The sequence below is a fragment of the Providencia sp. PROV129 genome (genome assembly GCF_028482245.1).
GTDB lineage: Bacteria > Pseudomonadota > Gammaproteobacteria > Enterobacterales > Enterobacteriaceae > Providencia > Providencia vermicola.
Map to the genome: position 1 here is coordinate 25,125 of NZ_JAMPQD010000034.1, position 20,610 is coordinate 45,734.

Here is a 20,610-nt window from a genome sequence, read left to right on the forward strand (position 1 = left end):
ATATTTTCATTTTTTTAAATTAATGCCACCTAGTTTATTAGGTGGCAAAAAATGATTTATTTAACTTCACAAGCTGAAACTTTTTTATTTAATTTATTTGTTGTTGCTGTAATGAATTCTGTTGGTCTCCAAGAATCACCCGTTTTTTCTAACCATGGTATGAGCTCATCTTTAATTAATTCATCAATAATTGGCTTGTTTTCGTCTGCCACATTTTTCATTTGATAAGGGTCGTTTACATTATCATAAAGCGTATATTTCAAAGGTTGTCCATCTTGGCGGTCAATAACCAATGTATGTGTTTTCGTTCTTACGCCACGTTTACCAAACGAAGGTTCACCATAAGGAATAAATAAATAAAGTTGAGAATTGGCGACTTCACCTTCACCAGTAACGACACGCTCAGCTAAGTTACTGCCTTCAACTGAGCCAGGGATCCACTGCTCTAACCCTAATAAACCTAGAATAGTTGGGTAGATATCTGGCGCTGACATTAATGCATCATCTTGCCCCGGTTTAATTTTACCTGGCAAGCGGAACATCATCGGAACACGCATCGATTCTTCATATGGGTTATTTTTCGTCGGTTGGCCATTTGCACCAAGACAACTCCCATGATCCGAAAAGAAAACGACTAGTGTATTATCTGCAAGCCCTTGTTTTTCAAGCTCATCAACAATACGACCAAATTGTTCATCGACGCCGTTTACCATGGCCAGATATTCTTTAAAATATTGAGGGCCGTAACCTTCTTGGTATTCCGTATCCCATTTAACATTCTGCCGAGTATTTAACTCTTGTGATGTTTTTCCTTTATAGACATCGAGATATTTTTGTGGAACTTGGTCATACGGTGAATGTGGGGGGTTCATTGAAACAACCAGCGCAAATGGCTTTGTATTGTCACGATATTGCCCATTTTTATTCTGTAAGAATTTTATGGCCATATCCGCTTCATGTTCTGGTCCCCATTGGTCGACATAAACAGGTTTTTCACGTGGCGTATCGTTGGCCCAATACATTGGCTTCATATGCAGGTCATATGTCCCATAGGAGTACCAAAAATCAAAGCCATGGCGGCGATTTGGCGCTGCCCATTCATTCCAATAACGCCCTTCCATCGGGTTGTTATAACTTTCAATAAAAGGGGCGTATGGCGCATCTAAATGCCATTTACCAATATAACCTGTGCTGTAATCTAGTGATTTTAATACATCAGACCAACAATTAGCATAAGGCGATAAATCAATCCCTACCTTTCCGCCATAATCATGTGCATTGCCAGTGATACCATTACGAACAGGATATTGTCCTGTCATAAACATGCCACGGAATGGAGAACATAATGGGTAATTTGACGCCATTTGCGTCATGACTTTCGCCTGTTTGGCAAACTTATTTAAATTAGGCGTAATTGACGGATCTTCTCCCATAAATTGTAGCGCATGGGCACGCATTTCATCAGGAAATACTATCAATAAATTAGGCGCATTATCAGGCCGATAAGGTGTACCGTTTGAAGGTTTTCCTTCATTGGCTAAAATGGGACTAGAAACCGATATTGCTGCACCGCTGGCTGCTAATCCTTTTATAAAGGTTCTTCGCGAAACAGTCATTGCTTCATCCTCTTTTTGTTTACGTTTTCTTTCGTTTTTGGTTAATACATATTATTTATACTTTTACATAAGATCAAAAAGTAAGTGATCGAAAATACCAAAATTCAAGTAGAGATCACAAAAAGTAAGCAATTCATCGAAAATAAGTCGATTACCTCGCTGTAAAAAGATGATAACAACTTAGGAAAAATAACCATAATCAACTGATTTTTAATGAAAACAAATAATTCAGAGATACTGAGCACAAAAGTGGAATTTTGCTTTGAAATTACATAGCAAGTGGTAGTTAAACAGTCGACAGCAAGTTTTCATTTACTTTCAAACAAGGGGTGGATAGAGGCAATGTGAAACAATACAAAGAAAAATTTTTATCACTACCCTATAAAAATCAACCAATATAATGGGCATTATAAAATTTATTCAATTATCTAAATGAAAGATAAAGAAATAAAATGTCAAAATATGATTTTAAGCATTCATTCCATCTACTTTTCTATTAATGTTGTTAAATTAAAATTGTTTTTATTTTTAGAATAAATTATCTTTTAATTACCTAACAAAAATATATATTAATTAAATTTAAGATAGAGCGAGTTTAATACTAGGTGTTAAATAAAATATACATTATGAAAGAATATTATCACGTATCAATATCAATAATTTAACAATGCAAAGTTAGGAAAAATAAGGTAGGAATAAAGTCGCTCATTTTAATTCATTATACGAATAATGCCACTATTAATTATCAATTTTATATTCTCACTAGCATTTCTTAGAAAAATTCAACAGGTCTGATATTCAAAATATCTTTAGTTGTGATACAAGAATAATACTGTGAAATGAAATTACAGTCACAGATATAACTAATGTAAAACGCATTCTATAAGATACTGGGGAATTAAAAGAATGAATATTGTTGAGCGGTTTATTTCTTACACCAAAATTAACACCACCACTGATAGGGAAAAGGGCGCGGCAGGAATTATGCCATCCTCAGAAGGGCAACGTGTACTTGCGAAACAACTGGTTCAGGAGCTAGAGGCTCTGGGCGTTGAAGATATTAAACTGCGTGACACTGCCATTGTCACCGCCACACTGCCCTCTAACCTTGATTACGACGTCCCAACTGTCGCATTTTTTGGGCACTTAGACACAAGTGCAGAACAAACTAATGATACTAAAGCACAAATATTGCCTTATACCGGCGAAGACTTGTGTATGAACAAAGAACTGAATATTTACTTACGTAAGAGCGACTTCCCTGAGCTAGTCAATTACATTGGCGATGACATCATTGTCACCGATGGAACCAGCTTATTAGGTGCTGATGATAAAGCGGCTATCGCATCTATCATGGATATGCTGCAGTACTTCAAACAAAACCCTGACGTAAAACACGGAACCATCAAAGTTGGTTTTGTACCTGATGAAGAACAAGGCCTGCGCGGTGCAAAAGTGTTTGATGTTAAAGAGTTTGGTGCAGACTTTGCCTATACTCTCGACTGCTGTGGTATTGGTGAGTTAGTGTATGAAAACTGGAACGCAGGGGATGCAGAAATTATCTTTACAGGTAAATCTGCCCACCCAATGTCTGCAAAAGGTAAATTAATCAACTCATTACTGATGGCACAAAAATTTATTGCCATGTTACCTGGGGGTGAAGCACCCGAATATACCGAAGGGCGTGAAGGCTACTACTGGGTTAAACAAATGTCAGGAAACAGCGCGCGTACTGTATTAAAAATGGACGTTCGCGATTTTACTGAAGAAGGCTACCGTGCACGTATGGCTTTCTTGAAAAAACTGGCTGAAAACTGTGAAGACCTGTGGGGCAAAGAAAGCGTCGTTTGCAAATTAGCCGACCGCTATTCAAATGTGTATAACAGCCTGCAAGGTGATAACAGCTATCCGATTGATATTGCTGTTGATGCTTACCAAGCTTGCGGAATTACACCGAAAGTTATTCCAATGCGTGGGGGTTATGATGGTGCGGCATTGTCGCAAAATGGCTTACCTTGCCCGAATATTTTTACTGGCGCTCATAACTTCCATTCAATCTATGAATACCTCCCAGTAAAATCTCTGTACGCAGCAAGCGATGTTCTGAAACAAGTGGTCCAAATTACGGCTGAACGCTTCAAACCAGGAGCGAAAGCATGATCCCAATTCTAACGGTTCTGATTATCGTTGTTTTGGTTGCGCGGTTTATTTTGAAGGGCTACAAAGCAGAACCTGTGTTACTCATCGCGGGTTTAGCACTGATGATCTTCACCATGGCACTGGGTTGGGGGCCAATCCTACCTAAAAACGTCGCAACAACAGGGATAACCTGGCTCGATCCATTTGAAGTAATGCGTGACCTTTTCAGTAGTCGTGCGGCAGATCTTGGTTTGATGATCATGGCTTTGATGGGCTTTGCACAGTATATGGACCATATCGGTGCAAATGAAGCCGTTGTTCGTGTTGCCACTAAGCCACTGAAAAACATGCGTTCGCCATATGTGTTGCTGTTTTTCTCTTTCTTATTGGCAAGTATCCTACAACTGGCAATCCCGTCAGCAACTGGTCTTGCTGTATTACTGATGGGAACCATGTTCCCGATAATGATTGGCTTGGGTTTATCCCCTGCATCCGCGGCTGGGGTTATTGCAACCTCCCTCGGTGTTGCATACACACCAACCGCCATCGATGCGATTCGTGGCGCAAAAGCCGTTGATATGTCTGTCGTTGAATATGTCCTTTACTACCAAGGCCCTGCGGCATTAGCTACGGTGCTGGTGGTAGGTATTACACATATTTTCTGGCAACGTCATTGTGACCGTAAACAAGGCTTTGTGCCTGAAATCGGTAAAGCCGTTCAATCCAATGAGAAAGCTGAAAGCAAAAAATCCGTTCCAGGATACTATGCATTTCTTCCTATGCTACCAATCGTGATGGCGGTCGGTACATCCAATCTATTCTTTGCAGGTATTCACTTAGATGTGGTGACCATTGTATTGATTGCGATGGCAATTTGTATGGTGATTGAAACCCTAAGAGTACGTAATTTTAAATTGGTATGTAATGGCTTTCAGACGTTCCTTAACGGAATGGGGCATGCTTTTAGTAACGTTGTTGGCTTACTCGTTGCAGCTGGGGTATTTGCTCACGGTATCAAAGTCAGTGGTGCGATTGACCAACTGATTTTAGGGGCGGAATCAGTCGGCTTACCGCCATTTGCTATGGCGATCGTCTTTGCCCTAGTGACACTTGCTGCCGCAATTATCATGGGCTCAGGTAATGCGCCATTCTTAGCGTTTGTGGAGTTAATTCCGCAAATCGCACACAGCATGGGCGTGAACCCGATCTCGATGATCCTACCGATGCAACAAGCTTCCCATATGGGTCGTGGTATGTCCCCAGTAGCAGGCGTGATCATTGCCGTATCCAGTGGAGCAAAACTACAGCCTTTCGATGTGGTGAAACGAACGGCGGTACCGCTGATGGTCGGTTTTGTTGCACACTGTGCAATCATTGGTATCTTCTATTAGTCTGTATGACTATGAGTCACAAAATAGAAAAGAGGGAGAAACTCCCTCTTTTTTGCTTAAAAATCAATGATCACATTGGCAAGCCTTAACCACATCATGGTGCTTCTCGGATCCTCCTGGACAACAAGCATCTATCGTTTTATTGATAATTTCAGCCAATGTATTAACTGTCGCGATAATTAAAGGGAGCTGTTCACAAACCGTTGCACAGCTAGACTTCTCTGTATCTGGGCGACTCGGAGGCGTTAAGCTATCACATAAAATCTCTTGCAGAACCAACGAAAAATTTGCTATTCCAGTAGTATAAATATACGCACGTCCCCCCGTTTGTACTGCTAAACGCTCATACTCTTTCGTGACTTTGTCTCGGTCACTCAAGGTTGGGAAACGGTCAATATTGGATGGATCATCATTTGGTGTGCCTTGATAAGTATATACTTTTACATGGGCATTTTGTGCAACGGCAATAGCCTCGTTATTTTTCAATACCGCCGCGCTCGTTAACGTCCCTCCGCCGCCTTCTAAGCCTTCATCCCCCAAGACAAAAATCGCTCTACGTGCATTATCACGCCAATCAAAATAGTTACTGACATCAATCACCGCGCGACACAAATCTTCTTTATTACCTGCATGGTCAATACCATCAGCTTCTTTAAAAGGCTGCCTTGCCTGTAAACTACTTTGATTAACGCCTAAAGCAGTTAAATAGTCACTCACTGATTGGTCAAATTTTGTGTTATCCCATGTCCCTTGGATACCTAAAAAAGTGGCTCTTAACTGAGAAGGACAATTCGCAGCTGCTTTTTCGATAGCCGCATCAATTTGCTGACTCAGGTCATTTGACTCATCTGACATTGAACCACTGGTATCAATAATAACGACTAAATCCAATGCAATAGAACCACTTCCAGTGACAATCTGGGAAGTATTAATAGCGGCAAAATTATTCGAAAAATTCCCTTGTTGGGTAGACAAGTTCATTTTTTCATTATCACTCTGATTATTTATAATATCTTTATCCATTTAATATTCCTTTAAAATTTAAAATAAAAAATAATTAATCCCCTTATTATTCCCTCTAATTGATATCGAGGTCATTTATTATCACTATTTTTTATTTATCATCATCCTATAAAAATTAACAACATCTAATAAAACTCAATATTTACATATAAATTTACCAACATTATATTATTTCAAATTTTTTTCAAAACTCATGTGAGAGAAAACAAATAACCAGTAAAAATATCCAATTAAAAAATTATGATAAATATAAAAATAAACGATTAATTCAACTTAATAAATAATTTAAAGTAACATGAAAAAATTTGATCAACTTACTGAAATTTACAGTCATGCCTTTCAGTGGCCCTTTCGTATGCATATCGATATTCCTACGATAAAACCATATATAGATAAGCTAGAAACACTGGCTATTTTAGATTATGAATGCGGTGCAGGGTTTATATCACACTGGTTAGAGAAAGAAGGAGCAAAAAATATAGTTGGGTTGGATATTTCATCCAATATGCTCAATTTGGCGAGAAAAAATGCAAAACTGAATAATTCAAATATTATTTACACCTCTAATCTTGATAATTATTTTGAATATTTTGATTTAGCTCTTGCCATTTATGTTTTTCCTTATTGCCAGCATACGAATGACATACATTCTATTGTGCAGTCAATTTATTGTGTATTGAAACCAAATGGTCACTTCACGATATTAACAATTAACCCTGATTTTTCTGGAAATAACGAATATTATTATAATTATGGTTTTCGGTTAATTGAAAAGCAACCAAGAAAATATGAAAGATCCATTCATTTTAATATTTACCTCCCTCCGTATAATGAAACAATACAAACTTACTATTATTCCTATAACACTTTAGGTAATACTATTTTACAGGCTGGATTCAGCTATCTTCAATATGGAAACATAATTGCCGACCATTCTGAAACTACAGAGCTATATTTGGACTACCTACAATGTCCCCACGCCCTACTTATAACTGCATCGAAAACCGCATAGTTATTTCTAATAAACCTACAATTTTGATTAAAGGACCCTATATGAATTTAAAAACACGCAGTTTATTACTACTGCAAAATACCCGCTTTTTAACACTGGCTACACAAGGTAATGATCAATTACCTTGGGCATCAACCGTCGAACATTGCGTCAAATTAAACCCACTACGCTTTATTTGGTTTTCATCTCGACAAGCAAAGCACTCTAAGAATATCCAACAAAATGAAAAGATCAGTGGCTCATTATTTAATCACTCATTACCTGAAATGCTAAAATCAGGTCTAGATGGAATGCAATTTACAGGGAAAGCACGAGAGCTCACGGATGCGGAATGTGAAGAAGCCCTTGAAGAATTTTATACCCAATCACCTTTTGATGAAATATCGCCCTCTTTCACTCAGGTAAACTTAAATGCATTACGTAGTAATGGCCATTCACGCTTTTATGAAATGACAGTCGATCATTTATGGATGTTTGATATAAAAAGCTGGGAGGATAAGCAAGAAAGTCGAAAAGTCACCGTTCCAATATCATTGCTTAGTAATAAATAGGCGTTTTTATCATCTGTTAGGTATAAAAAAACTGGTGCCTTACGACACCAGTTTTTATCAAGAAACACTTGGAAATCAGAAATTAATTCTGGTTGTCACTCGTGAAACCTGCATTTAACAGTTCAGCTAAGTTCGCTGTTGCTTCATCTGCGCTAACTTGTGGCGCTTCCACAACGTCGTTCAGATGACGGCGACGGATACGGTCTTGGTGATACGCAAAACCAGTACCTGCTGGGATCAGACGTCCAACAATAACGTTTTCTTTCAGACCACGCAGTTCATCGCGTTTACCTGCAACGGCTGCTTCTGTCAGTACGCGTGTTGTTTCTTGGAACGATGCTGCTGAGATAAAGGACTCTGTTGCCAGAGATGCTTTAGTGATACCCAACAGGTCGCGTGCGTAATTGGCTGGAATTTTGCCTTCCACTTCCAATTTACGGTTAGAAACTTTAACACGTGAGTACTCGACTTGTTCACCTTCAAGGAATTCAGAACTTCCTGCATCCGCGATGGTGACTTTACGCAGCATCTGACGAACGATAACTTCGATGTGTTTATCGTTTATCTTAACGCCTTGTAAGCGGTAAACTTCCTGAACCTCATTCGTGATATAACGCGTAACAGCATGGACACCACGCAGACGCAGAATATCATGTGGAGATTCTGGACCATCAGAAACAACGTCACCGCGTTCAACAATCTCACCTTCGAACACGTTAAGCTGACGCCATTTAGGGATCATCTCTTCGTACGGATCGCTACCATCTAATGGGGTGATAACCAGACGACGTTTACCTTTGGTTTCTTTACCAAACGAGATAATACCGCTGATTTCAGCCAAGATTGCAGGCTCTTTCGGACGACGTGCTTCGAACAAGTCAGCTACGCGTGGCAGACCACCCGTGATATCTTTAGTACCCACAGATTCTTGTGGAATACGCGCTAAAGTATCACCCGCATTGATAGCAACGCCATCGTCTAACTGAACAATTGCTTTACCTGGTAAGAAGTACTGAGTTGGCATGTCCGTGTTAGGGATAAGAACATCGTTACCATTTGCGTCAATAACACGCAGAGCAGGACGCAGGTCTTTACCACCACTGGTACGTTCCGCAGTATCCAGAACAACGATTGAAGACAGACCCGTTAATTCATCAGTCTGACGCGTCATTGTTTGACCATCAAGCATGTCAGAGAAGCTAATGAAACCAGAAACTTCACTGACGACTGGCATGGTATGTGGATCCCAGTTCGCAACAGTCTCGCCGCCCGTTACCGCAGCGCCATCACCTTTAGACAGGTGTGCACCGTAAGGTACTTTGTAGCTTTCTTTCGTACGACCGAATTCGTCAATCAGACGCAGCTCAGTATTACGCGAAGTAATAACCAGTTTGCCTTCTGAGTTCGTAACGAATTTCGCGTTAACCAGTTTCAGAGTACCTGTGTTACGGACTTGGATGCTAGATTCAGCTGCAGCACGAGATGCCGCACCACCAATGTGGAACGTACGCATCGTTAACTGTGTACCTGGCTCACCGATTGACTGTGCCGCGATAACACCGATAGCTTCACCTTTGTTAATGATATGACCACGAGCAAGGTCACGACCATAACAGTGTGCACACACACCAAAGTCTGTTTCACAACTTACAACAGAACGTACTTTCACGCTGTCGACAGAGTTAGCTTCTAACAGGTCACACAGTTTTTCATGAAGCAGGGTGTTACGTGGAACCAGAATGTCCGCTGTACCTGGGATCAGGATATCTTCAGCAGTCACACGACCCAGTACACGCTCACGCAGTGGCTCTTTAACGTCGCCACCCTCGATAACCGGAGTCATCAGGATACCTTCGTGAGTTCCACAGTCGTCTTCAGTCACAACCAAGTCCTGTGCAACGTCGACTAAACGACGAGTCAGATAACCAGAGTTCGCTGTTTTCAATGCGGTATCGGCAAGACCTTTACGCGCACCGTGCGTCGAAATAAAGTACTGGAGAACGTTAAGACCTTCACGGAAGTTTGCCGTGATTGGTGTTTCGATGATGGAGCCATCTGGCTTAGCCATCAGACCACGCATACCCGCTAACTGACGGATCTGAGCGGCGGAACCACGAGCACCAGAGTCGGCCATCATAAAGATACTGTTGAAAGAAACTTGTTGTTCTTCGACGCCATCACGGTTGATAACGGATTCAGTTGACAAGTTTTCCATCATCGCTTTAGCAACACGTTCGTTTGCCGCTGCCCAGATATCGATAACTTTGTTGTAACGTTCGCCTGCTGTAACCAGACCAGACTGGAACTGTTCCTGAATTTCTGCCACTTCAGCTTCTGCTTCGGCGATAATCCCAGCTTTTTTCTCTGGAATAACCATATCGTCGATACCAACTGATGCACCTGAACGTGCCGCATAGGCAAATCCGGTATACATGATTTGGTCAGCAAAAATAACCGTAGGCTTCAGGCCCAGAACACGGTAACAGGTGTTCAGCATTTTAGAGATCGCTTTCTTACCTAACGCTTGGTTAACCAACGCGTAAGGCAGACCTTTTGGTACGATCATCCACAAAATTGCACGACCAACCGTGGTATCAACTAACCCCGTGTTGATAGTGATGTTACCTTCCGAATCTTTCACTTCTTCAGTGATACGGACTTTAACGCGGGCATGCAGTGAAGCATGACCTGAACGGTAAACACGCTCAGCTTCTTTAGGACCGGCTAATACCATGCCCTCGCCTTTCGCGTTTACACAGTCACGAGTCATGTAGTAGAGACCCAATACAACGTCCTGAGAAGGAACGATGATAGGCTCACCACTTGCAGGTGACAGGATGTTGTTGGTTGACATCATCAACGCACGTGCTTCTAACTGAGCTTCCAGAGTCAGAGGAACGTGTACCGCCATTTGGTCTCCATCGAAGTCGGCGTTGTATGCCGCACAAACGAGTGGGTGCAATTGGATAGCTTTACCTTCGATCAGAATTGGTTCGAACGCTTGGATACCCAGACGGTGAAGTGTTGGTGCACGGTTCAGCATGACTGGGTGTTCGCGGATAACTTCATCCAAGATATCCCAAACAACCGCTTCTTCGCGCTCAACCATTTTCTTCGCAGCTTTGATGGTTGTTGCCAGACCACGTAATTCTAATTTGCCATAGATAAATGGTTTGAATAACTCAAGAGCCATTTTCTTCGGCAGACCGCACTGATGCAGACGCAGGTATGGACCTACGGTGATAACAGAACGACCTGAGTAGTCAACACGCTTACCAAGTAAGTTCTGACGGAAACGACCTTGTTTACCTTTGATCATATCAGCCAAAGATTTCAGAGGACGTTTGTTAGAACCTGTGATAGCACGACCACGACGACCGTTATCTAACAGCGCATCAACCGCTTCTTGCAACATACGTTTTTCGTTACGTACGATGATGTCTGGCGCAGCCAGATCCAGAAGACGTTTCAGACGGTTATTACGGTTGATCACGCGACGATACAGATCGTTCAGATCTGATGTTGCGAAACGGCCACCATCCAGTGGAACTAATGGACGCAGATCCGGTGGTAATACTGGCAGCACGTTTAAGATCATCCACTCTGGTTTGTTACCAGATTGAATGAACGCTTCCAGCAGTTTGATACGTTTGGTCAGCTTTTTACGCTTAGTTTCAGAGTTAGTTTCGTTTAACTCTTCACGCAGCGTTTCACACTCGTTCTCAAGATCGAGGTTTTTCAGCAGGCCTTGGATAGCTTCCGCACCCATTTTCGCATCAAATTCGTCACCGAATTCTTCCAGCGCATCTAAGTATTGCTCTTCTGTCAGAATCTGTGCGCGCTCAAGGCTAGTCATCCCGCCTTCAACAACAACATATGATTCAAAGTACAGAACACGTTCGATATCACGCAGTGGCATATCGAGCAGCAAACCGATACGAGATGGCAGTGATTTTAAGAACCAAATATGTGCGGTCGGAGAAGCAAGTTCAATGTGACCCATGCGCTCACGACGGACTTTGGTCTGTGTAACTTCAACGCCACACTTCTCACAAATCACACCGCGGTGTTTTAAACGTTTGTACTTACCGCACAGACATTCGTAGTCTTTCACTGGCCCGAAAATACGCGCACAGAAAAGACCATCACGCTCAGGTTTGAACGTACGGTAGTTAATCGTTTCTGGCTTTTTCACTTCACCGAATGACCATGAACGGATCATATCAGGTGATGCCAGAGCAATCTTGATAGCATCAAACTCTTCGGTCTTGGTTTGCGCTTTCAGAAACTTTATTAAGTCTTTCACAAAATGCTCCTGTCGGAGTTAGACCTGTCAGGTGAGTATTCAAAGACACTCTCCCCAAATCCCAGTGCTTACATAGGCCGGAAGGCGAACCCTCCGGCACAAAACGAATTACTCGTCTTCCAGCTCGATGTTGATACCCAGTGAACGGATTTCTTTCAGCAATACGTTGAAAGACTCCGGCATGCCAGGTTCCATCTGATGGCTGCCATCGACGATGTTTTTATACATCTTCGTACGGCCGTTAACGTCATCCGATTTAACTGTAAGCATTTCTTGAAGAGTATAGGCTGCACCGTATGCTTCCAGTGCCCACACTTCCATCTCCCCGAAACGCTGACCACCGAACTGCGCTTTACCACCCAGCGGTTGCTGAGTAACCAAGCTGTAAGAACCTGTTGAACGGGCGTGCATCTTATCGTCAACCAAGTGGTTCAGTTTCAGCATGTACATGTAACCGACAGTAACTTGACGCTCGAAACGCTCGCCAGTACGACCATCGAATAATGTAATCTGACCTGAAGTTGGCAGACCGCCCAGTTTCAGTAGTTCTTTGATTTCTTTCTCTTTCGCACCATCAAACACTGGTGTCGCAATTGGCATACCTTTTTTCAGGTTCTCAGCCAAACGCATCACTTCTTCGTCAGAGAAAGTGTTCAAGTCAACTTTCTGGCGTGGATCATCACCTAAATCGTACGCTTTTTGGATAAATTCACGCAGTTTGGCAACTTCTTCATGCTGTTTAAGCATAGCATTGATTTTCTCACCAATACCTTTTGCTGCCATCCCCAAGTGGGTTTCCAAAATCTGACCGATGTTCATACGTGATGGTACGCCCAGTGGGTTCAGAACGATGTCAACTGGGTTACCGTTTTCATCGTAAGGCATGTCTTCAACTGGGTTGATTTTTGAGATAACACCTTTGTTACCATGGCGACCCGCCATTTTATCACCCGGTTGAATCTGACGTTTAACAGCCAGATAAACCTTAACAATTTTCAGTACGCCAGGTGCCAGATCATCACCTTGGGTAATTTTACGACGTTTTGCATCGAGTTTTTTCTCGAACTCAGATTTCAGTTCGTCGTACTGTTCAGCTAATTGTTCTAACTGGTTTTGCTTCTCTTCATCAGCTAAAGATAACTCTAACCAACGATCGCGAGGCAGCTTGTCCAGTTTGTCAGCTTCAATTCCGCCGTTAACCAGTACAGAACGGATACGGGCAAACAGGCCAGCTTCGAAAATACGTAGCTCTTCTGTTAAGTCTTTCTTCGCATCACGTAACTGAGTTTCTTCGATCTCTAATGCACGTTTGTCTTTCTCTACACCATCACGGGTAAATACTTGTACGTCAATAACCGTACCAGAAACACCGTTAGGGACACGTAAAGAAGAGTCTTTAACGTCTGACGCTTTTTCACCGAAGATAGCACGCAGCAGTTTCTCTTCTGGGGTTAACTGAGTTTCACCTTTCGGTGTTACTTTACCAACCAGAATGTCGCCGCCTTTCACTTCTGCACCGATATAAACGATACCAGATTCATCCAGTTTAGAAAGCGCAGCTTCACCGACGTTTGGAATATCCGCAGTGATTTCTTCAGGCCCTAATTTGGTGTCACGAGACACACAAGACAGTTCCTGAATGTGAATAGTCGTGAAACGGTCTTCTTGAACAACACGCTCAGAAACTAAGATGGAGTCTTCGAAGTTATAACCATTCCATGGCATGAATGCCACGCGCATGTTTTGACCCAGTGCTAATTCGCCGAGGTCTGTTGAAGGACCATCTGCTAACACGTCACCACGCTCAACTGGCTCACCTAAAGATACACAAGGCATCTGGCTAATACAGGTGTTCTGGTTAGAACGGGTATATTTAGTCAGGTTATAAATATCGATTCCAGCTTCGCCTGGATACATCTCATCTTCGTTAACTTTGATAACGATACGAGACGCATCAACGTACTGAACTGAACCACCACGTCTTGCAACAGCCGTTACACCCGAGTCAACCGCTACTGCACGTTCCATACCTGTACCAACTAATGGTTTGTCAGCACGTAAAGTTGGAACCGCTTGACGTTGCATGTTCGCACCCATCAATGCACGGTTGGCGTCATCGTGTTCAAGGAATGGGATCAGTGACGCACCAACAGAAACAACCTGTTGAGTCGAAACGTCCATATATTCAACCTGTTCACGGCTGAATAAGCTTGATTCACCTTTGTTACGACAAGTGACTAACTCTTCGATAAAGCTACCATCTTCACCTAATACGGTGTTCGCCTGAGCAATGATGAAGTTACCTTCCTCAATTGCAGACAGATAGTGGATTTCATCAGTGACTAAGCCATCACGAACTAAACGGTATGGGGTTTCTAAGAAACCGTACTCATTGGTCTGTGCATAAACAGATAATGAGTTGATCAGACCGATGTTTGGACCTTCAGGCGTTTCGATTGGACATACACGACCGTAGTGAGTTGGATGTACGTCACGTACTTCGAAGCCCGCGCGCTCACGAGTCAGACCACCTGGGCCTAATGCAGAGATACGACGTTTGTGCGTAATTTCAGACAGTGGATTGTTCTGGTCCATAAATTGTGACAGCTGGCTGGAACCAAAGAACTCTTTAACTGCGGCTGAAATAGGCTTAGCGTTAATCATATCCTGTGGCATTAATGCATCAAGATCACCCAGAGAAAGACGCTCTTTCACTGCACGCTCAACACGAACCAGACCAACACGGAATTGGTTCTCTGCCATCTCACCAACGGAACGAATACGACGGTTACCTAAGTGGTCGATATCATCGACTTCACCTTTACCGTTACGGATATCGATGAGTTTACGCATCACCTCGATGATGTCTTCTTCGCTCAGGATACCTGAACCTTCGATTTCATCACGGTTCAGTGAACGGTTGAACTTCATACGACCTACAGCAGACAAGTCGTAACGATCTTCAGAGAAGAACAGGTTCTCGAACAGGTTTTCTGCTGCTTCACGGGTCGGTGGCTCACCAGGACGCATCATGCGGTAGATTTCTACCAATGCACTCAGACGGTCGTTAGTTGGGTCGACACGAACGGTTTCAGAAATGTAAGCACCGTGGTCTAAGTCATTGGTAAACAATGTTTCGATTGTTTTGTGACCAGACTGGCTCAAACGTGCCAACATGTCTAAAGAAAGTTCCATGTTCGCTGCACAAATCAGCTCACCAGTACTTTCATCGATGTAGTCTCTTGCAACAACTTTACCTGCGATATATTCAACAGGTACTTCGATGTTGCTAACTTCTTCTTTTTCTAACTGACGAATATGACGAGCAGTGATACGGCGGCCTTTTTCAACATAGACTTTACCGTTCGCTTCGATATCAAAAGAAGCAGTCTCACCACGCAGACGCTCAGGAACCAGCGTCATCATCAGTTTGTTATCGCGGATTTGGAATACAGTTTTTTCGAAGAACAGGTTTAAAATTTCTTCGGTGTTGTAATCCATTGCACGCAGAATAATGGTCGCTGGTAATTTACGGCGACGGTCAATACGTACAAACAGGTTATCTTTCGGGTCAAATTCGAAATCAAGCCATGAACCACGGTAAGGGATAATACGTGCGTTATAGAGCACTTTACCTGAAGAGTGTGTTTTACCTTTATCGCTATCGAAGAACACACCTGGACTACGGTGTAACTGAGATACGATAACACGCTCTGTACCGTTGATAACGAAAGTTCCGTTTTCAGTCATGAGTGGAATTTCACCCATGTAGACTTCTTGTTCTTTGATATCTTTAACGGTGCCTTCTGGTGCTTCACGCTCATAAACGATCAGGCGTAATTTAACACGTAGAGGAGCAGAATAAGTCACACCGCGAATTTGACATTCTTTAACATCAAAAACAGGCTCGCCTAAACGATAGCTGACATATTGAAGTTCAGCATTACCGCTGTAGCTCTGAATTGGAAACACAGAACGGAAAGCTGCTTCCAGCCCATTCTGGCCATCTGGATCTTGCTCGATAAACTTCTGGAACGAGTCAAGTTGGATAGAAAGGAGGTAAGGTATGTCCAAAACTTGTGGACGTTTACCAAAGTCCTTACGAATACGTTTTTTCTCGGTATAGGAGTAAACCATAGGTTTCCTCAGCTCGTTGATCAGTGACCCAAGTGGTTAGCTCTTAAAGTAAGAGTCTTAACCGCAACGCGTTTTATATAAGAAATGGAAAATGAATACTTTCCTTAATACTCATTGCTATTACTCTTAAATCATTTCATTGCGCGCTTTGGCTACCGAGCTACCCGAGCGGGTCGTAGCGAAGAACACAGTATATTAAGTCGTCAATAGAAAGAAGTATTGGAGGGTTGTTGTTAACATTAAAACTGCGTGAAAAGCTGTTAACACCCATCACGCTTTACAGCGCAAAAAGGCTGGTGATTAAAAAATCACCAGCCGTCAGCCTAATTAAATTAAGCTGCGTTCTTGAAATTGAACTTATTTAAGTTCAACAGAAGCGCCTGCTTCTTCAAGAGCTTTCTTCAGAGTTTCAGCTTCGTCTTTGCTTGCGCCTTCTTTGATAGTCGCTGGAGCTGATTCTACCATGTCTTTAGCTTCTTTCAGGCCAAGACCAGTTGCGCCACGAACTGCTTTGATAACTGCAACTTTGTTACCGCCGATAGCAGACAGAACAACGTCGAATTCAGTTTTTTCTTCAGCAGCTTCAGCAGCAGCACCTGGAGCAACAGCAACAGCTGCAGCAGCAGAAACGCCGAATTTTTCTTCCATCATAGTAATCAGTTCAACAACGTCCATTACAGACATTTCTGCAACTGCATCAAGGATTTGGTCTTTAGTGATAGACATAACAAGTGTTCCTAAAATTCAGAAATAGTTTATACGTTAAAAAGCAACGAAGGAAAGGGCTTATGCAGCTTCTTTCTGATCGCGCAGAGCAGCCAGAGTACGAACCAATTTGCCGGCAGCGGCTTCTTTCATGGTTGCCATCAGGCGTGCGATTGCTTCATCGTAAGTTGGGAGAGTTGCCAGACGATCGATATCTTTCGCTTGGATTAACTCACCTTCAAAGGCCGCAGCTTTAATCTCAAATGCTGGATTCGCTTTCGCGAACTCTTTGAACAGACGAGCGCCAGCGCCCGGGTGTTCGTTAGAGAAAGCAATTAAGGTTGGACCAACAAACGCGTCTTTCAGTACATCATAAGAAGTACCTTCAACAGCACGGCGAATCAGTGTGTTACGAACAACACGGATATAAACGCCAGCTTCGCGACCTGCTTTACGCAGTTCAGTCATTTTTGCTACAGTTACGCCGCGTGAATCAGCAACAACTGCAGAAAGCGCGCCTTTGGCTACTTCGCTGACTTCAGCAACAATCGCTTGTTTGTCTTGAAGATTTAGTGCCATTAGCTTCTTGCTCCTGGATTAACCGGGAAACCCCCGGGACTCACATCACTCGAATACAACATGTATTTGAGCGCTAAAACACGGTGAGCAGAATAGAATCCAGAATAAAATTCTAGGTATCTCTGTCACCGTCTACGCAGGTAAATTAAGTGACTATAAATAGCACACCTGCGGTCTTGGACGGGGTCTGGAAAGGCCAGACTCCATACCGAAATTTGTGGTTTGTTGGATACATTTCTATACCCAACAAACTCAAGGCGTCAAATTTTATACAAAATCGACGCAAAGGTAAAGCCTAATTACTCATTAGCCGAAGCTATAGCAATTAAACTGTCGCTGACAGACCTGCTTGGTCAACAGCAACACCTGCACCCATAGTGGTAGACAGGCTAACTTTCTTGATGAAAACACCTTTAGCAGAAGCTGGTTTTGCTTTTTTCAGCGCGATCAGCAGTGCTTCTAAGTTTTCTTTCAGTTTGTCAGCGTCGAAATCAACTTTACCGATAGTGGTGTGGATGATTCCGTTTTTGTCGTTACGGTAGCGAACCTGACCTGCTTTAGCGTTATTAACCGCTTCAGCAACGTTAGGCGTTACAGTACCTACTTTCGGGTTTGGCATCAGACCACGTGGGCCTAAAACTTGACCTAATTGGCCAACAACGCGCATTGCATCTGGAGAAGCAATAACAACGTCAAAGTCCATTTCGCCAGCTTTGATTTTATCAGCCAGATCTTCCATACCAACCAGTTCAGCGCCAGCAGCTTTAGCAGCTTCAGCATTTGCGCCTTGTGCGAACACAGCAACGCGAACTGAACGGCCAGTACCGTGTGGCAGTACAGTTGCACCGCGAACGTTCTGGTCAGATTTACGAGCATCGATGCCCAGGTTAACAGCAACGTCAACGCTTTCAACGAATTTAGCAGTCGCTAATTCTTTCAGCAGTGCAACGGCTTCAGCGATGTCATACTGTTTAGTAGCATCAACTTTTTCACGGATATTGCGCATGCGCTTAGTCAGTTTAGCCATTGTCTTAGTCCTCCACAACCAGGCCCATGGAACGAGCAGTACCTTCGATTGAACGCATCATTGCGTCAACATCAGCACCAGTCATGTCCGCAGCTTTAGTTTCAGCGATTTCGCGAATCTGAGCAGAGGTCACTTTACCAACTTTGTCTTTGTTAGGCTTGCCTGAACCAGACTTAACGCCAGCTGCTTTTTTCAGCAGAACTGCAGCAGGTGGAGTTTTGGTAACGAAAGTGAAAGAACGGTCTGCGTAAACAGTAATAACAACAGGAATTGGTAAACCTTTTTCCAGGCTGTCTGTTTTTGCGTTGAACGCTTTACAGAATTCCATGATGTTAACACCTTGTTGACCCAGAGCTGGACCAACTGGTGGACTTGGGTTCGCCATACCAGCTGCAACTTGCAGCTTAACGTAGGCTTGAACTTTCTTAGCCATGATATTTCCTCTAGATGGGTGATAACGCCTTAACGTTCGTAAGGCTCCCCGTTACATTAAACATGCCCTGCCTATAATATAAGCTCAATTAAGAAGCAAAACTGGCAAAGCATAAAAACAAAAGGCGCGAAATTGTAGTCAAATTTCACGCCTTTTGCAAGTCAGTTTTGTCGTTTAGATTAGGCTTTTTCGACTTGGCCAAAATCCAATTCGACAGGAGTTGCACGACCGAAAATAGAAACAGAGACTTTTAAGCGGCTCTTTTCATAGTCGATTTCTTCAACAACACCGTTAAAGTCAGCAAATGGACCTTCGCTAACGCGAACCATTTCACCTGGTTCAAACAATGTTTTCGGACGTGGTTTATCACCAACTTGTTGTAAGCGGTTCATAATAGCATCAACTTCTTTATCGCTAATTGGTGCTGGACGGTCTGAAGTCCCACCAATGAACCCCATTACACGAGGTACACTACGTACTAAGTGCCAAGAGTCATCATTCATGACCATTTGGACTAAGACATAGCCTGGGAAGAATTTACGTTCACTCTTACGGCGCTGACCGCTACGGATTTCAACAACTTCTTCTGTTGGAACCATAACTTCGCCAAAAGAATCTTCCATAGCATGTAATTTGATATGTTCACGTAAAGATTGTGCTACGCGACCTTCAAAACCAGAGAATGCCTGAATGACATACCAGCGCTTTTTAGGTGAATCGGACATTTAGAATAACCTCAGGCTTGTAATAAATGAAACTAAACGCACCAGGATACCATCTAATCCCCACAGTATTAATGACATTACAGCCGTTACTGCGGCAACAATTAAAGTAGTTTGTAATGTTTCCTGGCGAGTAGGCCAAATGACTTTTCTCATCTCGACACGAGCTTCGCGTGCAAACGCCAGTGTTGCTTTACCTTTTGTTGTCCATAAAGCGACAGCACCTGCAATAGCGACCACAGCCACAACTGCAAAAGCACGCAGCGCGAGATTATATTGACGGAAGTAATAGTTGCCAACAATTGCAATTATTAATAGGGCACAGACAATCACCCATTTGAAAATGTCTGCACTGCGTCCACTTCCTTGAGCTTCGCTATTCGCACTCATAATTCAACCTGTTACCATGAAGTATGTACAAAGCCTGTTTGCTTACAAAGGTAAAACAATCAAGCCAAACCAATAGAATATGCCAACATATCCCTCAATTACTACAAACTAAGCCTGCAAAATTTGATAGGGATATCAATAACATCACCCGCGAGTTAAAACAATTAGCCTTGTTAATGGAGGTAATTAGCGCTATTCGTTCTGCAAATACAGCCCATTGCAGCCACATTCTATTTCGCAAGTACTATTCGTTCGTCAGTACTTTCCATTTCACAAGTGCTATCCATTTTGCAGGATTTTCAGCATGCTCAGTAAATTTTCAGCCACACCAATAGGAAAAACCAGGTTCTTTTTGTGGCAGCGGTAAAATATACCATATCTTCGGAGCAAAACCTTAATAAATCTCATATAACTGCGCAAAGGAACCAACGCAATTATTAATTCGTTGTTTCAGAGCCTATCTCACCAATAATTATTTAGAAATGATTGATGAGATAGGTTCTTAATTTTGCAACGTATAAAAAGGACGTCTATAAGACGCCCTTTTTACTAAGTAGTTCTTTCTTATTCAGAAAGAGC

The 20,610-nt window shown here is 42.6% G+C and carries 14 protein-coding genes; 4 read left to right on the top strand and 10 right to left on the bottom strand.

The window, feature by feature from the left end; translation table 11 throughout:
- Window positions 1-56: 56 nt before the first annotated feature.
- Window positions 57-1,616: a sulfatase-like hydrolase/transferase gene (locus PSF27_RS19550; RefSeq protein WP_206086822.1), complete on the bottom strand. Its 1,560-nt coding sequence runs from the start codon at window positions 1,614-1,616 to the stop codon at window positions 57-59.
- 906 nt (window positions 1,617-2,522) lie between these two features.
- Here PSF27_RS19550 and pepT point away from each other — a divergent pair.
- Window positions 2,523-3,776, top strand: a complete 1,254-nt coding sequence (pepT, locus tag PSF27_RS19555) for a peptidase T (protein ID WP_272682097.1) — start codon at window positions 2,523-2,525, stop codon at window positions 3,774-3,776.
- Entirely contained in the window at window positions 3,773-5,146 is a 1,374-nt protein-coding gene (gene dcuC, locus PSF27_RS19560; RefSeq protein ID WP_206086824.1) for a C4-dicarboxylate transporter DcuC, read from the top strand. Before pepT ends, dcuC begins: the two co-directional genes overlap by 4 nt.
- 63 nt (window positions 5,147-5,209) lie before the next feature.
- Here the strand turns inward: dcuC and PSF27_RS19565 are convergent, their stop codons facing one another.
- Window positions 5,210-6,127, bottom strand: a complete 918-nt coding sequence (locus tag PSF27_RS19565; RefSeq protein WP_272574384.1) for a VWA domain-containing protein — start codon at window positions 6,125-6,127, stop codon at window positions 5,210-5,212.
- 337 nt (window positions 6,128-6,464) lie between these two features.
- Here PSF27_RS19565 and PSF27_RS19570 point away from each other — a divergent pair, with 337 nt between their 5' ends.
- Together PSF27_RS19570 and PSF27_RS19575 are read left to right on the top strand one after the other, a co-directional pair.
- Window positions 6,465-7,181: a class I SAM-dependent methyltransferase gene (locus tag PSF27_RS19570; protein ID WP_272682098.1), complete on the top strand. Its 717-nt coding sequence runs from the start codon at window positions 6,465-6,467 to the stop codon at window positions 7,179-7,181.
- 41 nt (window positions 7,182-7,222) lie between these two features.
- Complete coding sequence (locus tag PSF27_RS19575; RefSeq protein WP_272682099.1) at window positions 7,223-7,732, top strand: pyridoxamine 5'-phosphate oxidase family protein; 510 nt, start codon at window positions 7,223-7,225, stop codon at window positions 7,730-7,732.
- An 82-nt stretch (window positions 7,733-7,814) separates the two neighbouring features.
- Here the strand turns inward: PSF27_RS19575 and rpoC are convergent, their stop codons facing one another.
- The 8 genes from rpoC to secE form a co-directional block, all read right to left on the bottom strand.
- A complete protein-coding gene (gene rpoC / locus PSF27_RS19580; protein ID WP_225820899.1) occupies window positions 7,815-12,038 on the bottom strand; it encodes a DNA-directed RNA polymerase subunit beta' in 4,224 nt (1,407 codons plus the stop codon).
- 108 nt (window positions 12,039-12,146) lie between these two features.
- On the bottom strand, window positions 12,147-16,175 hold the full coding sequence (rpoB, locus tag PSF27_RS19585; RefSeq protein WP_206086829.1) for a DNA-directed RNA polymerase subunit beta: 4,029 nt from the start codon (window positions 16,173-16,175) through the stop codon (window positions 12,147-12,149).
- Window positions 16,176-16,532: 357 nt separating this feature from the next.
- Window positions 16,533-16,901, bottom strand: a complete 369-nt coding sequence (rplL, locus tag PSF27_RS19590; protein ID WP_206086830.1) for a 50S ribosomal protein L7/L12 — start codon at window positions 16,899-16,901, stop codon at window positions 16,533-16,535.
- Window positions 16,902-16,961: 60 nt separating this feature from the next.
- Window positions 16,962-17,459: a 50S ribosomal protein L10 gene (gene rplJ / locus PSF27_RS19595; protein ID WP_154626049.1), complete on the bottom strand. Its 498-nt coding sequence runs from the start codon at window positions 17,457-17,459 to the stop codon at window positions 16,962-16,964.
- Between the two features lie 325 nt (window positions 17,460-17,784).
- Window positions 17,785-18,486, bottom strand: a complete 702-nt coding sequence (gene rplA / locus PSF27_RS19600) for a 50S ribosomal protein L1 (RefSeq protein ID WP_206086831.1) — start codon at window positions 18,484-18,486, stop codon at window positions 17,785-17,787.
- A gap of 4 nt (window positions 18,487-18,490) precedes the next feature.
- Window positions 18,491-18,919 carry a 50S ribosomal protein L11 gene (gene rplK / locus PSF27_RS19605; protein WP_004264379.1) on the bottom strand — a complete coding sequence of 143 codons (429 nt, stop codon included), beginning with the start codon at window positions 18,917-18,919 and terminating at the stop codon, window positions 18,491-18,493.
- A 179-nt stretch (window positions 18,920-19,098) separates the two neighbouring features.
- A complete protein-coding gene (gene nusG, locus PSF27_RS19610) occupies window positions 19,099-19,644 on the bottom strand; it encodes a transcription termination/antitermination protein NusG (protein ID WP_004264378.1) in 546 nt (181 codons plus the stop codon).
- Window positions 19,645-20,031, bottom strand: coding sequence for a preprotein translocase subunit SecE (secE, locus tag PSF27_RS19615; RefSeq protein WP_004265885.1), 387 nt, complete (start codon window positions 20,029-20,031; stop codon window positions 19,645-19,647).
- Between the last annotated feature and the right edge of the window lie 579 nt (window positions 20,032-20,610).

Coding starts and splice junctions, on each gene's coding strand:
- secE (WP_004265885.1), bottom strand. CDS start 20,031: ATGAGTGCGAATAGCGAAGCTCAAGGAAGTGGACGCAGTGCAGACATT.
- PSF27_RS19565 (WP_272574384.1), bottom strand. CDS start 6,127: ATGAACTTGTCTACCCAACAAGGGAATTTTTCGAATAATTTTGCCGCT.
- rpoB (WP_206086829.1), bottom strand. CDS start 16,175: ATGGTTTACTCCTATACCGAGAAAAAACGTATTCGTAAGGACTTTGGT.
- rplK (WP_004264379.1), bottom strand. CDS start 18,919: ATGGCTAAGAAAGTTCAAGCCTACGTTAAGCTGCAAGTTGCAGCTGGT.
- rplL (WP_206086830.1), bottom strand. CDS start 16,901: ATGTCTATCACTAAAGACCAAATCCTTGATGCAGTTGCAGAAATGTCT.
- dcuC (WP_206086824.1), top strand. CDS start 3,773: ATGATCCCAATTCTAACGGTTCTGATTATCGTTGTTTTGGTTGCGCGG.
- PSF27_RS19570 (WP_272682098.1), top strand. CDS start 6,465: ATGAAAAAATTTGATCAACTTACTGAAATTTACAGTCATGCCTTTCAG.
- pepT (WP_272682097.1), top strand. CDS start 2,523: ATGAATATTGTTGAGCGGTTTATTTCTTACACCAAAATTAACACCACC.
- rplA (WP_206086831.1), bottom strand. CDS start 18,486: ATGGCTAAACTGACTAAGCGCATGCGCAATATCCGTGAAAAAGTTGAT.
- nusG (WP_004264378.1), bottom strand. CDS start 19,644: ATGTCCGATTCACCTAAAAAGCGCTGGTATGTCATTCAGGCATTCTCT.
- rplJ (WP_154626049.1), bottom strand. CDS start 17,459: ATGGCACTAAATCTTCAAGACAAACAAGCGATTGTTGCTGAAGTCAGC.
- PSF27_RS19550 (WP_206086822.1), bottom strand. CDS start 1,616: ATGACTGTTTCGCGAAGAACCTTTATAAAAGGATTAGCAGCCAGCGGT.
- PSF27_RS19575 (WP_272682099.1), top strand. CDS start 7,223: ATGAATTTAAAAACACGCAGTTTATTACTACTGCAAAATACCCGCTTT.